This is a genomic window from Cryptocyanus atlanticus LEGE 06306 (genome assembly GCF_056633155.1).
Map to the genome: position 1 here is coordinate 416,919 of NZ_JBSJOZ010000001.1, position 13,620 is coordinate 430,538.

The 13,620-nt window shown below is 71.6% G+C and carries 15 protein-coding genes; 7 read left to right on the forward strand and 8 right to left on the reverse strand.

The features are described from left to right. Nucleotides 1–22 precede the first annotated feature (22 nt). On the forward strand, nt 23–664 hold the full coding sequence (locus ACWJI7_RS02175) for a hypothetical protein (RefSeq protein WP_479934917.1): 642 nt from the start codon (nt 23–25) through the stop codon (nt 662–664). A gap of 26 nt (nt 665–690) precedes the next feature. On the opposite strand, the gene ACWJI7_RS02180 is transcribed toward ACWJI7_RS02175, so the two are convergent. Beyond that, nucleotides 691–873: a hypothetical protein gene (locus ACWJI7_RS02180; RefSeq protein WP_479934918.1), complete on the reverse strand. Its 183-nt coding sequence runs from the start codon at nt 871–873 to the stop codon at nt 691–693. Between the two features lie 24 nt (nt 874–897). After that, complete coding sequence (gene glyQ, locus ACWJI7_RS02185) at nt 898–1,806, reverse strand: glycine--tRNA ligase subunit alpha (RefSeq protein ID WP_479934920.1); 909 nt, start codon at nt 1,804–1,806, stop codon at nt 898–900. 204 nt (nt 1,807–2,010) lie between these two features. Here glyQ and ACWJI7_RS02190 point away from each other — a divergent pair, with 204 nt between their 5' ends. Then, entirely contained in the window at nt 2,011–3,957 is a 1,947-nt protein-coding gene (locus ACWJI7_RS02190) for a hypothetical protein (RefSeq protein WP_479934921.1), read from the forward strand. Nucleotides 3,958–3,981: 24 nt separating this feature from the next. Here the strand turns inward: ACWJI7_RS02190 and ubiE are convergent, their stop codons facing one another. The 3 genes from ubiE to hisF form a co-directional block, all read right to left on the reverse strand. Continuing rightward, nucleotides 3,982–4,695 carry a bifunctional demethylmenaquinone methyltransferase/2-methoxy-6-polyprenyl-1,4-benzoquinol methylase UbiE gene (ubiE, locus tag ACWJI7_RS02195; RefSeq protein WP_479934923.1) on the reverse strand — a complete coding sequence of 238 codons (714 nt, stop codon included), beginning with the start codon at nt 4,693–4,695 and terminating at the stop codon, nt 3,982–3,984. 25 nt (nt 4,696–4,720) lie between these two features. Then, a complete protein-coding gene (locus tag ACWJI7_RS02200; protein WP_479934925.1) occupies nt 4,721–5,065 on the reverse strand; it encodes a hypothetical protein in 345 nt (114 codons plus the stop codon). A 120-nt stretch (nt 5,066–5,185) separates the two neighbouring features. Then, on the reverse strand, nt 5,186–5,971 hold the full coding sequence (gene hisF, locus ACWJI7_RS02205) for an imidazole glycerol phosphate synthase subunit HisF (RefSeq protein WP_479934927.1): 786 nt from the start codon (nt 5,969–5,971) through the stop codon (nt 5,186–5,188). A gap of 45 nt (nt 5,972–6,016) precedes the next feature. Here hisF and petP point away from each other — a divergent pair, with 45 nt between their 5' ends. From petP to ACWJI7_RS02220, 3 genes are all read left to right on the forward strand, one after another. After that, nucleotides 6,017–6,250, forward strand: coding sequence for a cytochrome b6f subunit PetP (gene petP / locus ACWJI7_RS02210; protein ID WP_479934928.1), 234 nt, complete (start codon nt 6,017–6,019; stop codon nt 6,248–6,250). 76 nt (nt 6,251–6,326) lie between these two features. Further along, the gene (chlG, locus tag ACWJI7_RS02215; RefSeq protein WP_479935139.1) at nt 6,327–7,253 is read left to right on the forward strand and encodes a chlorophyll synthase ChlG; all 927 of its coding nucleotides are present in this window, start codon (nt 6,327–6,329) and stop codon (nt 7,251–7,253) included. Continuing rightward, nucleotides 7,250–9,376, forward strand: coding sequence for a transglycosylase domain-containing protein (locus ACWJI7_RS02220; protein ID WP_479934930.1), 2,127 nt, complete (start codon nt 7,250–7,252; stop codon nt 9,374–9,376). The genes chlG and ACWJI7_RS02220 overlap by 4 nt, the downstream gene beginning before the upstream one ends. Nucleotides 9,377–9,398: 22 nt before the next feature. On the opposite strand, the gene ACWJI7_RS02225 is transcribed toward ACWJI7_RS02220, so the two are convergent. Together ACWJI7_RS02225 and ACWJI7_RS02230 are read right to left on the reverse strand one after the other, a co-directional pair. Then, nucleotides 9,399–10,793 carry a 16S rRNA (cytosine(967)-C(5))-methyltransferase gene (locus ACWJI7_RS02225; protein WP_479934931.1) on the reverse strand — a complete coding sequence of 465 codons (1,395 nt, stop codon included), beginning with the start codon at nt 10,791–10,793 and terminating at the stop codon, nt 9,399–9,401. Next, nucleotides 10,790–11,128: an MGMT family protein gene (locus ACWJI7_RS02230; RefSeq protein ID WP_479934933.1), complete on the reverse strand. Its 339-nt coding sequence runs from the start codon at nt 11,126–11,128 to the stop codon at nt 10,790–10,792. Before ACWJI7_RS02230 ends, ACWJI7_RS02225 begins: the two co-directional genes overlap by 4 nt. A 120-nt stretch (nt 11,129–11,248) precedes the next feature. Here ACWJI7_RS02230 and ACWJI7_RS02235 point away from each other — a divergent pair, with 120 nt between their 5' ends. Together ACWJI7_RS02235 and trmH are read left to right on the forward strand one after the other, a co-directional pair. Next, on the forward strand, nt 11,249–12,391 hold the full coding sequence (locus tag ACWJI7_RS02235; RefSeq protein ID WP_479934935.1) for a S1C family serine protease: 1,143 nt from the start codon (nt 11,249–11,251) through the stop codon (nt 12,389–12,391). A gap of 43 nt (nt 12,392–12,434) precedes the next feature. Beyond that, a complete protein-coding gene (trmH, locus tag ACWJI7_RS02240; RefSeq protein ID WP_479934937.1) occupies nt 12,435–13,124 on the forward strand; it encodes a tRNA (guanosine(18)-2'-O)-methyltransferase TrmH in 690 nt (229 codons plus the stop codon). A gap of 34 nt (nt 13,125–13,158) precedes the next feature. Here trmH and ACWJI7_RS02245 read toward each other — a convergent pair whose 3' ends face one another. Continuing rightward, nucleotides 13,159–13,419, reverse strand: coding sequence for a hypothetical protein (locus ACWJI7_RS02245; protein ID WP_479934939.1), 261 nt, complete (start codon nt 13,417–13,419; stop codon nt 13,159–13,161). Nucleotides 13,420–13,620: the final 201 nt, after the last annotated feature.

Sequence of the window (13,620 nt, forward strand, 5' to 3'; positions counted from 1 at the left end):
CGCCACCACGATCCGGGGCAGGGTGGAATACGGGCGGGTGGGCCTGCAGGGCGACATCTGGTACACCGACCTGGCCAGCCTGAGCAGCCGCGCGGTGGGGGCCCGCCAGCGGTTGCGGGCCAGCGCCTGCGTGGGCCAGCAGCTGGGCATCGACGACCTGGCCCTGCGCTACCGCTTCGGCCCCCGGGAGGCGGCCCTCGGCACCCCGGGGTCGTTCACGGTGATCCCCTACGCCGGCGCCCGGCTGATCGAAGGCCAGCTGGATCTGGCCGCTTCGCTGGGTGGCCCGGACGGGCTTCGCTCGATCAATGCCGCGCGGAGTTTCGGACACACCTGGGTGCAGCCCCTGCTGGGCACCCAGGCCAGCCTGTTTCTCTCGCCGCGCCTGCGGGACTTCGTGCGCGGCGATGGGGGCGGCCTCGGTCTGAGCGGTCGGCAGGATCTCAGCGGCAACGCGCAGGTGGGTCTCGGCTACGCCATCGGCGACAACACCGACCTGAATCTCTCCTGGCGCTCTTTCACCCTGGAGTGGAACAACGGCGGCGACCCGGACAACGGCTTCACCACCTACCAGAACGGGATCGAACTGGGGGTGAAAGTGTTCTTCGGCGGCGCCCCCCGAGCCAGGTCCCTCCCCGACGGGACGCCCACCCAGGAGCCCTGAGCGGGCCTGGTCCGGCGCGACCGCTGTCAGAAGCTGGGCAGCTTCAGCATCAGCTCACAGAGTTCGGGGCTGGGCAGCTCCTGGCCCAGCAGAGGGGCCACCAGGGCGGCGACCGGCCGCAGGCGGCAGGGCCAGATCGCCCGCTCGGTGAGCCGGCCGGCCTGGAAGCTGCCGGCCAGCAGCACCACGACCAGCAGGGTGCGTCTCATCGGAGGGCGGGCATCGGCAGGGCCTCAGGCAAGGGCCGCCTCCGCCGGCAGGGCGAGGCGCTGGGCCTCGCCGAGCAGGGGGAAGCCGAGGGCACGCCGTTCCTGGAGCCAGGCCTCGGCCACCTGCCGGGCCAGGTGGCGGATGCGGGCGATCGTGGCGGTGCGCTCGGTGACCGAGATCACGCCGCGGGCCTCCAGCAGGTTGAAGGTGTGGCTGCACTTGAGCACGTAATCGAGGGCCGGGGCGGGCAGGTTCGCCGCCACCAGATCGGTGGCCTCCGCCTCATAGAGCGCGAACAGCTGCTGCAGGCGTTCAGGGTTGGAGACTTCGAAGTTGTAGGCGCACTGCCCCTTCTCGAAGGCGAGCCAGAGATCGCCGTAGCTGCGCTCCCCATTCCAGCTCAGCTCCCAGAGACTCTCCACGTCCTGCAGGTACATGGCCAGACGCTCGAGGCCGTAGGTGATCTCGATCGACACCGGCCGGCAGTCGAGCCCGCCGCACTGCTGGAAATAGGTGAACTGGGTCACCTCCATGCCATCGAGCCACACTTCCCAGCCCACCCCCCAGGCCCCGAGGGTGGGGGACTCCCAGTTGTCCTCCACGAAGCGGATGTCGTGGTCCCGCTGGCGGATGCCGAGGGCTTCGAGGGAGGCCAGGTAGGTCTCCTGGATGCCGTCGGGGGAGGGCTTGATCAGCACCTGGTACTGGAAGTAGTGCTGGGCCCGGTTGGGGTTGTCGCCGTAGCGGCCGTCGGTGGGGCGGCGGCAGGGCTCGGGGTAGGCCACGGCCCAGGGCTCGGGGCCAATCGCCCGCAGCACCGTGTGGGGGCTCATCGTGCCGGCCCCCTTCTCGGTGTCGTAGGGCTGCAGCAGCAGGCACCCCTGATCGGCCCAGAAGCGGTTCAGGCGGCCGATGATGTCCTGGAAATGCACGGAGAACGCTACGGAGAAGGCGACAGAAAACCCGGCGGAGGCCGGCGCGGCGGGAACTCGGACAGAAGACTGACGGTATGGTGCGGAGGCGGCGACGGCCGGTTCCCGGACGGATCATTCCACAGACCCGGGGAGCACCGGAGTGAGGCCGCCCCCCGGCGCTCCCCTGTCCACTCCCTCTTCCGTTCTGCGTCGTAACCGTCCATGGGCCAGCCCAGCCTGGATCTTGAGGTTCTGATCATCGGCTTCGGATTCAGTTCGGTGCCGCTGATCCGTGAGCTGGAGCGCACCGGAACCGACTTCCGGGTGATCTCCGCCGGGGAACAGAGCGTCTGGGATCGGCTGGAAGAACGGGACCGCCTGGATTTCGACCTGGTGTCGAGCTACCTGACCAGTTTCTATTCCTTCGATCTGGCCAGGGACTTCGAGACCGACTTCTACCCGACGGCGGGACAGTTCTTCGCCATGCACAAGCGCTGGCGCGAGCAGCACCGCCGACACCTGATCCAGGATGAGGTGCTCAGGATCGACAACTTCGCGACCCACAGCCTGGTGCACACCGCCTCGGGGCAGCGGCTGCGGGCCCGGAACGTGGTGGTGGCCACGGGCTATCAGCGCAAGGTGCTCTCCCACCTGCTCGACACCGACTACAGCGTGACCGGCCAGACGATCCTGTTCGACATGATCGGGGATTCCGTAAACCTGATGATCTCGAAGCTGATCGCGGGCGGCAACCGGATCATCATCCGCTGCGGCGGCTTCAACCCCAGGGACAAGGTGGTGCCGATCGGCGACAAGACCTTCACCCTCGACCAGCTCGAATATCACAACCTCCGGTATGTGTCCCACGAGCTCTACTCGAGCATCTACGAGGCCTCCTTCGCCCCCGACAATCCCGCCCTGCTGGGCAGCCAGTTTCCGGCCATCGTGCGCGACAACCGCAAGGCCGGTGCGGCCGCCAGCCCCCACAGCGGTTCGGTGGCGATCAAGTACTGGCCGGTGGACGCCTACTGCGCCAGCTTCGGCCACCGGCTCGAGGAGGCGATCGCCCAGGGCTACCTGCTCAACGACATTGCCCTGTGGATCCACACCGGCCGGGTGGTGGTGGTGCCCCGCGAGACACCGGTGGACCTGGAGGCGCGGGTGCTGCACCACGACGGCCTGGAGATTCCCTTCGATCAGCGCTTCAGCGGGGATGCGGAGCAGCCGAGGCTGCCGCCCATCCGGATCGACGGCACCACTCCCTACACCTACCGCTACCGCCACAACTTCCTGGGGGTGCTGCCGAAGGATCTCCACCGCATCCATTTCCTCGGGCTCACCCGGCCCTACACCGGCGGCCTGGCCAACATCGCCGAGATGCAGAGCCTGCTGGTGCACAAACTGATCGTCAACGAGACCTTCCGCGAGCGCATCGCCGGCAACCTGGAGGAGCGGATCTCCGCCTACAACCGCCACTATTTCGGCGATGCCCCGCCCTCCGGCCACGATCACCTCGTGTACTACGGCTTCTACACCGACGATGTGGCCCGGCTGGTGGGAATCGATCACCGGCCGGGCGACTGCCGTACCCTGGCGGACCTGCTCTTCTATTACGCCTTCCCCAACAACGCCCTCAAGTACCGGCTGAAGGGGGAGTACGCCGTGGAGGGGGTGGCGGGGCTGATCGAGCGGATCAATGCCAACTTCGACCACTTCGTGCTCGCCTACGCCTTCGTGATCCGCGCCGGTCTGCGGGAGCCCGAGCCGCGCACGGCCTGGATCAATTCCCCCTGGCGGGTGTTCTTCAACGACATGCGCCACAAGAGCCGGCACCTGCCCTTCCTCGACAGCTACCTGGCCGCCTACCGGCGGGTGCACGGCATCGACCCGGAGGCGCCGGTAGGCGGGGACCCGAAGGCCCTGGCCTGGCAGGCCCTGGTGGAGAGCACGGCCCGGGTGCGGGACACGGTGGCGGCCCGGATCGAGACGCCGGAGGTCTTCACCTACGGGGAGGAACTGAACCGGGAGATCGGCGATCTGCTCGAGCGAATGCGGCGTGAGGCTGCGGGAGAGGCCGACCCCCTGGACGGACTCGATCCGGCCCGCCGGGAGCTGCTCGAAGCCATGTTCGCCGCGCCCGAGCACGCCCTGGCCTTCCTGGACCCCTGAGCGCCGGCCCGGCCCCCGGATCGCTCAGGCCACCAGTTGCAGCAGGCCCATCTGGCCAGCGGCCAGGGTGCGGTGGCGGGCCAGGTGGAAGCCGGCGGCGCGGGCGAGCTCCTCCTGGGCGGAGCCGCCGGGAAAGCGCTGCAGGCTGGCCTCCAGGTAGGCGTACTGGTCGGGGAGATCGAACAGGCGGGCGGTGGGCACCACCAGCCGGCGCAGATAGAGCCGCTGAAAGCCTGCGGCCAGCGCCCCGGCGGGGGTGGAGGGATCGGGGCGGTTGAAATCGAGCACGGCGGCGCGCCCCCCCGGCCGCAGCAGGCGGCGGAGTTCCTGGAGACCGGCGGCGGGATCGGCCAGGTTGCGCAGTCCGTAGGCCATCACCGCCCCGTCGGCGGACCGGTCCGGCAGGCCGGTGGCGAGGGCATCGCCCTGGCACCAGCGCAGGGGCAGCCAGCTACGGCGGGCGGCGCGGCGGCGGGCCAGTTCCAGCGGAGCGGCGGCGGCATCCAGGCCGGTCACCCGGCCGCCTGGACGCACCCGGGCGGCCAGCAGCAGGGCCAGATCGCCGGTGCCGCAGCACAGATCAAGCAGCCGCTGGCCGGGGCGGGGACGCAGCCAGAGCACGGCCTGGCGTTTCCAGAGGCGATGCAGACCGAGGCTGAGCAGGTCGTTGAGCTGGTCGTAGCGGGGCGCGATCGCCTCGAACAACGCCTGGACCGCCCTGGGATCAGCGGGGTTCACGGGCCGGGCGGGCGACGGGGATCGATCAGAACGATCGCAGGTCGAGGCAGCGGCCCGGATCCACCAGGCAATCCAGGGACCGGTCGCTGGGAAGCCGGATCGCGTCGAGGGTGATGCCCGAATCGGGCAGGGGGCCCGACAGCGGGATCGTGCTGGCCGCCAGCCGGGTGGGACCGGTGAGGGTGAGCACCATCACGGTGGCCAGGCCCACCGCCGCCGAGCAGACCATGCAGCCGGCCAGCATCAGCGAGAACTCACGGCGGTCGTTGGCGGCCTGCATGAGCTGGAGGGCCCAGGCCACCAAGGCAATCACCAGCCCCACCATCAGGAGGCCGAGCGGACGGGCGATGGAGGGCGGAAGGGCCTGCACGGGGGGTGACCTGGGGGGCTGGGAACGGGGTCGGTGAACGGGTCGCGCTGGGGGGCCGCGCCGAGGCCTGGAAATCCTCTCGGATCCGTGGATTGACCTGGTGGTCGCCACACCCTGTTGTCAACTGTAACGAGCGGGCGGCTCCAGCGGGCGCAGCTCCAGGCCCCGGGCCAGCAGATCGCCCTTGATCTCCTCCACGGTCAGCACCCCGTCGTGGAGCAGGGAGGCGAGCAGGGCAGCGGCGGCACGGCCCTCCCCCAGGGCGGCGGCGATGTGATCGATGCAGCCGGCACCGCCGGAGGCGATCACGGGCACCTCCACGGCGTCGGCCACGGCGCGGGTGAGGGCCAGGTCATAGCCGGCATGGGTGCCGTCGCCATCCATGGAGGTGAGCAGGATCTCGCCGGCGCCCAGCGCCACCACCCGCCGGGCCCAGGCCACGGCATCAAGGCCGGTGGCCTGGCGGCCGCCCTGCACAAACACCTCCCAGCCCTCCTCCCCCTGGCGGCGGCGGGCGTCGATCGCCACGACGATGCACTGGCAGCCGAACTGGCGGGCTCCCTCGGCGACCAGTTCGGGACGGCGCACGGCCGAGGAGTTGAGACTCACCTTGTCGGCACCGGCGCGCAGCAGGGCGGTGATGGCCTCCACGCTGGCGATGCCGCCGCCGACGGTGAAGGGAATCGTGACCGCCTCGCTGGTATGGCGCACCAGCTCGATCAGGGTGCCGCGGCCCTCGTGGCTGGCGGCGATGTCGAGGAAGACCAGCTCGTCGGCACCGGCGGCGTCGTAGCGGCAGGCGAGCTCCACCGGGTCGCCGGCGTCGCGCAGGCCGACGAAATTGACCCCCTTCACCACCCGGCCGTCGGCCACGTCGAGACAGGGAATGATGCGCCGGGCAACCATGGGCTCGCTGTTAAGGTTGCGCCACTCGATCCAGTCGCGCCGGTCATGTCCCAGGCTGCCACCTCCGGCTCCTCGAACGGAGTGCGCATCGGTTCCCAGGTGCGGATCACCCGGGTGCGGGACCGGATCCCCGCCGATCTGGTGGAGGTGCTGCAGAGCAATGCCACCGGCACGGTGCGGGATTTCAAGATGACCGACGGCAGCGGCATCGGTGTGGTGGTGGAGCTGAGCAACGGCAGCAGCGGCTGGTTCTTCGACGACGAGATCGCTCCCGCCTGACGTGAGCGACGCACCCGATCCCACACCCTCCGAGCAGCCCGGGGGAAGCAGAGGTGCCGCCCGCCAGCTGCTCGGCATGAAGGGGGCGAGCGGCACCGCCAGCGTCTGGAAGCTGCGGCTGCAGCTGATGAAGCCGGTCACCTGGATACCCCTGATCTGGGGGGTGATCTGCGGCGCGGCGGCCTCGGGCCGTTTCGGCTGGACCCTGCCGGAGGTGGGCGCCTCCTTCGCCTGCATGCTGATGAGTGGTCCGCTGCTGGCCGGCTACACCCAGACCCTCAACGACTTCTACGACCGCGAGATCGACGCGATCAACGAGCCCTACCGCCCCATCCCCTCCGGCGCCATCGGGCTGGGGGCGGTGAAGGCGCAGATCTGGGTGCTGCTGCTGGCCGGTCTGGCGGTGGCCTGGGGGCTCGACCTCTGGGCCGGCCACCGCACCCCGGTGCTGCTGCTGCTGGCCCTGGGGGGCTCCTTCGTGAGCTTCATCTATTCGGCCCCACCGTTGAAGCTCAAGCAGAACGGCTGGCTGGGCAACTACGCCCTTGGCGCCAGCTACATCGCCCTGCCCTGGTGGGCGGGCCAGGCCCTGTTCGGCCATCTCACCTGGACCACCGCCGCCCTCACCCTGGCCTACAGCCTGGCCGGGCTCGGCATCGCGGTGGTGAACGACTTCAAGAGCGTGGAGGGTGACCGGGCCCTGGGGCTGCAGAGCCTGCCGGTGGTGTTCGGCATCGGCCGGGCCAGCTGGATCAGTGCGGCGATGATCGATGGCTTCCAGCTGGCGATGGTGGTCGTGCTGATCGCGATCGGGCAGAACTTCGCGGCGGTGCTGCTGGTGCTGCTGATCGTGCCTCAGATCACCTTCCAGGACATCTGGCTGCTGCGGGACCCGGTGGCCTTCGATGTGAAGTACCAGGCCAGTGCCCAGCCGTTTCTGGTGCTGGGCATGCTGGTGACGGCCCTGGCGATCGGCCACAGCAGCCTGATGGTGGGCCTATGAGCGGCCGCCGCCGCCAGCTGGTGGTGGTCGGCGCCCTGGCCCTGATGGCCGGAGGAGGGGCAGCGTTCGGCGTCAACGCCCTGGTGGAGGGGCTCGACCGGCTGCTGCCCGATGCCAGCCGGATCAGCACGTTCAACCGGCCCGGCACCGTCACCATCCTCTCGGCCGATGGCGAGGTGCTGCAGAAGCTGGGGCCGGCCACGCGGGACAAGGTGGCCAGCGGCACGATGCCGAAGCTGGTGCAGGAGGCCTTCATCGCCGCCGAGGACCGGCGCTTCTTCCAGCACGGCGGCGTCGATCCGATGGGCATCGCCCGGGCGCTGGTGCGCAACGTGCGCCGCGGCGCCGTGGAGGAGGGGGCGAGCACGATCACCCAGCAGCTGGCCCGCACGGTGTTCCTCAGCCAGGACCGCACCCTGATCCGCAAGCTCAAGGAGGCGGCCCTGGCCAGCAAGCTCGAGCGCCAGCTCACCAAGCAGCAGATCCTCGAGCAGTACCTCAATTTCGTTTATCTGGGCTCCAGCGCCTACGGGGTGGCGGATGCCGCCTGGATCTACTTCTCCAAAACCCCGGACCAGCTCACCCTGCCGGAGGCGGCCCTGATCGCCGGGCTGCCGCCGGCGCCATCGGTGTACTCACCGCTGGTGAACGAGGACCTGGCCCTGCAGAGGCGCTCCCTGGTGCTGCAGCGCATGCGCCAGGAGGGCTACATCGACGACACCGAGCTGGCGGAGGCCCAGGCGGCCCCGCTCGATCTCCAGCCGGCGCTGCCGAAGTACTGGAACAGCCGGGCGCCCTACTTCACCGGCTGGGTGGCCCAGGAACTGCCCCGGGTGCTCACCCCCGAGCAGCTGGAGGTGGGCGGGCTGACGATCCGCAGCAGCCTCAACCTGGCCTGGCAGGAGGAAGGCCAGCGGGTGATCAATGCCAGCGCTCCGGGCAGCCTGGAAGGGGCGCTGGTCACGATGGAGCCCGGCACCGGCCTGGTGCGGGCACTGGTGGGGGGCACGAACTTCGAGCAGAGCCAGTTCAACCGCGCCACCCAGGCGCTGCGCTCCCCCGGCTCCACCTTCAAGCTGTTCGTCTATCTGGCCGCCCTGAAGGCGGGGATGAAACCGGAAACCACGATTCTCGACAAGGCCCGCTGTTTCGCGGGCTACTGCCCGAAGAACTTCGGCAACCGCTACCTGGGCCAGGTATCCCTGGCCACGGCGCTGCAGAACTCCCTGAATGTGGTGGCCGTGTCCCTGCTGCAGCAGGTGGGCTTCGACAAGGTGATCGCCACCGCCCAGAGCCTGGGCATCACCCGGGAGCTGGGCCGCTTCTACCCGATGGCGCTGGGGGCCTACGAGCAGACGGTGCTCGACATGACCGCCGCCTACGCCGGGGTGGTGAACCGGGGCATCTACGTGCCGCCCACGCCGTTCGAGGAGATCACCGGTCCGAACGGCGAATTGCTCTGGAGCCGCCGCGTGGACGGCGAACGCGGCCGCCGGGCCGTGGACAGCGACATCGCCGACGCCATGGTGTGGATGCTGCAGCGGGTGGTGAGCGGCGGCACCGGTGGGGCGGCGGCGCTGCCGGGCCGGCCGGTGGCGGGCAAGACGGGCACCTCGGAAGGGGCGCGCGACCTCTGGTTCATCGGCTCGATCCCCCAGCTCACCACCGGCATCTGGCTGGGCTACGACAACAACCGCAAGACCGGCAGCGACAGCGGTGCGGCGGCGGCGGCCTGGGGCCGCTACATGCGGGTGGTGGTGAAGGATCTTCCCGTGCGGCCGTTCCCACCCAAGCCAGCCCTCACCGGCAGTTTCAAGCCGAACCGGCCGGCGGCCCCCGAGGCGCCCCGCAACGCCCCGAGCCGCCCCGACGACGCGCCCAGGCCCTGGGAGCGGCCCGAGGAGGAGGCCCCGCCGGCCCCGGCCGGCGAATGGAGCCCCGGCGACGTGCCGCCCCCCAGCCGTCCGCCGGAACCCGGCCCCGGCCGCCCGCCGCGCGAGCAGCCCCCCGCACCCGCACCGGCTCCCGCCCCCGCTCCCGCCCCTGCCCCAGGGCCGGTGAATCCCTCCTTCCCGGTGACGCCCCCGCCGCCGGTCGCCCCGCCACCGCCGCCACCGCTCTGAGCAGCGCCACTCGGAGGCCGGCTCAGCCGGGGGTCTGCAGCACCGCCGCGTAGAAGCCGTCCCCGCCGCCATCCGCGCCGGCGGCTTCCCCCGGCCAGTGCTGCTGCTGGGAGAGCAGGGTCCAGCCGGGGTGGTCGGCCAGGAAGGCGGCGATCAGCCCAGTGTTCTCGCGGGGATGCAGGGTGCAGGTGGCATAGACCAGCCGGCCGCCGGGCACCAGCAGGGCCTCCATCGCCTCGAGCAGCTCCCGCTGCAGCGCCACCAGGCCGTCGATGGCGGCGGGCGTGATGCGCCAGCGGGCATCGGGATGGCGGGCCAGGGTGCCGAGGCCGGAGCAGGGGGCATCGAGCAGCACCCGATCGAACCGGGGCTGCTCGCCGAGCCGGCCGGCCAGGGCGGCGGCATCGGCCTCAAGCGGTTCGATGGCGCTGAGCCCGAGCCGCTCGGCATTGGCCACGACGCGCCGCAGCCGCCCCCCGGAGCGATCCACCGCCAGGATGCGGCCCCGGTCGTCGATCAGTTCGGCCAGGTGGGTGCTCTTGCCGCCGGGGGCGGCGCAGGCATCGAGCAGCCATTCGCCGGGGAGGGCCTCGAGCAGGGGGGCGATCCGCTGGGCCGTGCGGTCCTGCACGCTCCAGTGGCCTTCGGCATAGCCGGGCAGGGCACGAAGATCGCCGCTGCGGCCGCCGAGGCAGAGCCCATCGGGCAGGCCGGCCAGGGGCGTGGCCCCGAGGCCCGCCGCCGTGAAGGCGGCCAGCAGGGGGTCGCGGCTGCAGCGAAGGCGGTTGACGCGCAGATCGAGGGGGGGCGGCTGGTTGGCGGCCACCGCCACGGCCTCGGCCCGATCGGGCGGCAGCCACTCCAGCAGGGCGGCCGCCAGCCAGGGGGGCAGGGAGCGGCGCACAGCCAGGGATGCGGCGGGATCGGCGGGCAGCGGCAGGGACTCCCAGGGGGGGGCGCCGGGGGGGGCGCCGGCCCGGCGCCGCAGGCAGGCCCGCAGCAGGCCGTTCACCACCGGCGCCAGGCGGGCCAGGCCCCCACGCTTGGCCAGCTCGACGCTGGTGCTCACCGCCGCCGAGGCCGGCACACGATCGCTGAACAGCAGCTGGTAGAGGCCGAGGTGCAGCAGCCAGCGCAACGGTGGTGGCTGGCGCTGGGCACTCACCTTGCCGAGGGCATCGATCCAGGCATCGAGCAGGCCCCGCTGGCGGATGGCGCCGCAGGCCAGTTCGGTGGCCAGGCCCCGATCGGCCGGCGCCAGGGGCGTGCGGCGCAGCTCCCGATCCAGGGCCAGATCGGTGTAGGCGCCGGCCGCCACCGCCTGCAGCACTCGCCAGGCCAGGCGGCGGGGCTCCAGGCCGATCGCCACCGGCTCGGCATCGGGCCCCGGGGGGCGGCGGGCGGGTGTGGCGCTCAAACGGCGGGGGGCGGCGGGCTCCAGAGATAGCGCCGCAGCGGCAGGCGGCCCCGCTCGTCCACGGGAATGCCCTCGGCCAGCAGCAGCTCCCGCTGGATCCAGTCGCTGCCTTCCCGGGCCGGGCTCAGGCTGATGCAACCGCGGGCGTTCACCACCCGGTGCCAGGGCACGGCGGAGGGCAGGGGCAGCCGGCGCAGGGCCCAGCCCACCTGGCGGGCGCAGCCATAGGCGCCGATCCATTCGGCGATCTGGCCGTAGGTGACCAGCCGGCCGGCGGGCACCCGCGCCACGGCGGCCCAGACCCGCTGATCGAAGCCGGCGCCGGCAGCAGCCATGACCAGATCCAACCGCGGACTCGGGCGGGAAGATCCTGTCATCAGCGGCGCCGCAGGCGGTCTCCGCCGGAGGCCGGAGTCCGCGTAGACCGATGGTCAGAACTCTGTCATTCCCTGTCGATGGCCCCCCTGTCCTCCGATGATCGGCCCCGCCGCCCTGGGAAGGGCCGGGTGCCCTGGACGGCCCTCGGGGCCACCGGCCTGGCCCTGGCGCTCTCCAGCTGCGCGATGGTGCGCAGCACCGGAACGGCGCGAACCCCCCAGCTGGCGGCGGCCACGGCCCCACCGGCGGCGAAGGCCGCGGCGGCGGGCCCGGAGCGCAGCTGCAGCGCCCGGGACCAGAGCGCCGAGCAGGTGTTCGCCGCCGCCAAGGAGGGGGTGGCGGTGGTGTCGAGCGGCACCAGCGTGGGCAGTGCCTTCGTGGTGGCCCATGAGGAGGGGCAGACCTTTCTGGTGACCAACGCCCATGTGGTGCGGGGCCGGGAAACGGTGCGGCTGAAGTGGGTGGATGGCCGCACCGATGCCGCCCAGGTGGTGGCCCGGGGCCGCGGCGACACCCCCACCACCGACCTGGCCCTGCTGGCGGTGCGGGGCACCCGGGGGGTCCCCCTGGCGATGAGCGACCAGCCCTCGGCGGTGGGGCAGGAGGTGTTCGTGATCGGCGCCCCGAAGGGGCTGGAATTCAGCCTGAGCCGCGGTGTGGTGAGCAGCCTCCGGGACCAGGACGACATCCTGCAGATCGACGCGGCCGTGAACCCGGGCAACTCGGGCGGACCGGTGCTGGATGCGGGCAACTGCGTGGCGGGGGTGGCCACCTTCAAGTTCCGGGACAGCGAAGGGCTGAACTTCGCGATCTCCGCCTCGGTGGTGCGTGACTTCCTGGCCAATCTCCCGGCGGCCTCCTCCTCCGCTGATCAGGCCGGCGGGGCGCCACCGCCCGAGCGCACCGCCGGCGGAAGCGGCGGCACCACGCTCTGCCTGTTCAAACCGGCCCAGAGCGCGGGGGCCGAGCGGATCCCCTGTCGGATCAGCCGCGCCGAAACCCCCGCCGGCCAGACGATCTACCAGCTCGCCTGGGCCGACGGCTCCCGCAACGCCTATGCCTTCCTCGGCAACGGCCGGGTGGCCATCCAGGCGGAGAGCGGCAGGGGCCACCGGGTGGCCGACCAGGGCACCTTCCGCCGCGCCGGCGACGGGGTGGCGGTGCGCAGCAGCAGCGACGCGATCGCCGTGATCCCCGGCCTCGATCCGGTGCTGAACTGAGGCCCGCCGGGCGGCCTACGGTCGCCCCTGCCGCCCCCCGCCCATGCCCCTGCTGCCCCGCCGCTTCGAGCGGATCCGCACCGTGCTCGACCGCCGCATGGCGGACCTGACGGTGCTGCTCGAGGCGGTGGACAAACCCCACAACCTCTCGGCGATCCTGCGCAGCTGCGACGCGGTGGGGGTGCTCGAGGCCCATGTGGTGAGCCTGAGGGGCCGGCCGCGCACGTTCAACAGCACGGCCCAGGGCAGCCAGAAATGGGTGCCCCTGCGCCCCCACGACCAGGTGGAGGAGGCGCTCGCCGGCCTGAAGCAGCGGGGCTTCCGGCTCTACGGCACCCACCTGGGCGGAAACGCGGTGGACTACCGCCAGTGTGATTTCACCGGCCCCACGGCCTTCGTGCTGGGGGCGGAGAAGTGGGGGCTGAGCCCGGCGGCGGCAGCCACGGTGGACCAGGCCCTGTTCATCCCGATGGGCGGGATGGTGCAGTCGCTGAACGTGTCGGTGGCGGGGGCGGTGCTGCTGTTCGAAGCCCTGCGGCAGCGCCAGACGGCCGGGCTTGTGCCCCAGGCGGGGGAGGGCCTGCCGCCGGGATGCCGCGACCAGCTGCTGTTCGAGTGGGCCTACCCCCAGGTGGCCGACTGGTGCCGGCGCCAGGGCCGGCCCTATCCGGCGCTCAACGCCGACGGGGAGATCGAGGAGGACCTGCCCCGAACGCTGCGGATCCGTTGCTGAAGCCGGGGGGCCGGCGCTCGGCCGCCTGCTGCGTTCAGACGAAGGGGATCAGCACGTCGTCGCGGTGGGGCGGCGGCGGCAGGTCGGATCGGCCCCGGGCCCGGGGCAGCCAGAGGGCGAGGCCCACGCCGGCCAATTCCAGCGGCAGCGGCCGGGCGCCCAGCACCACCACCATCAGGCACCCCACGGCGATCATGTGCTCCAGCAGACCGATCACGTCATCACGGTTGGAGGTGCCCAGGCACCAGAGCACCGCGGAGAGCGGCAGCAGGATCAGGGTGAGCCAGGGGGGCATGGGCGCCGGGAAGCGAGGCCTGAAGGGGCAAGGGATGTCAGCCTAGGGAGAGCGCAGCCGCCGGTGCAACCACAGCAGGCCCTCCCCACGCGGGACGGCGGCGATCCTGGAATCTCCGATTGGACACCAAATCAGACAGGCCAGCGGAGGGATTGTGACGGAAGCCTTGATTAACATTTGGTGAGAGTTTAACAAGTATCG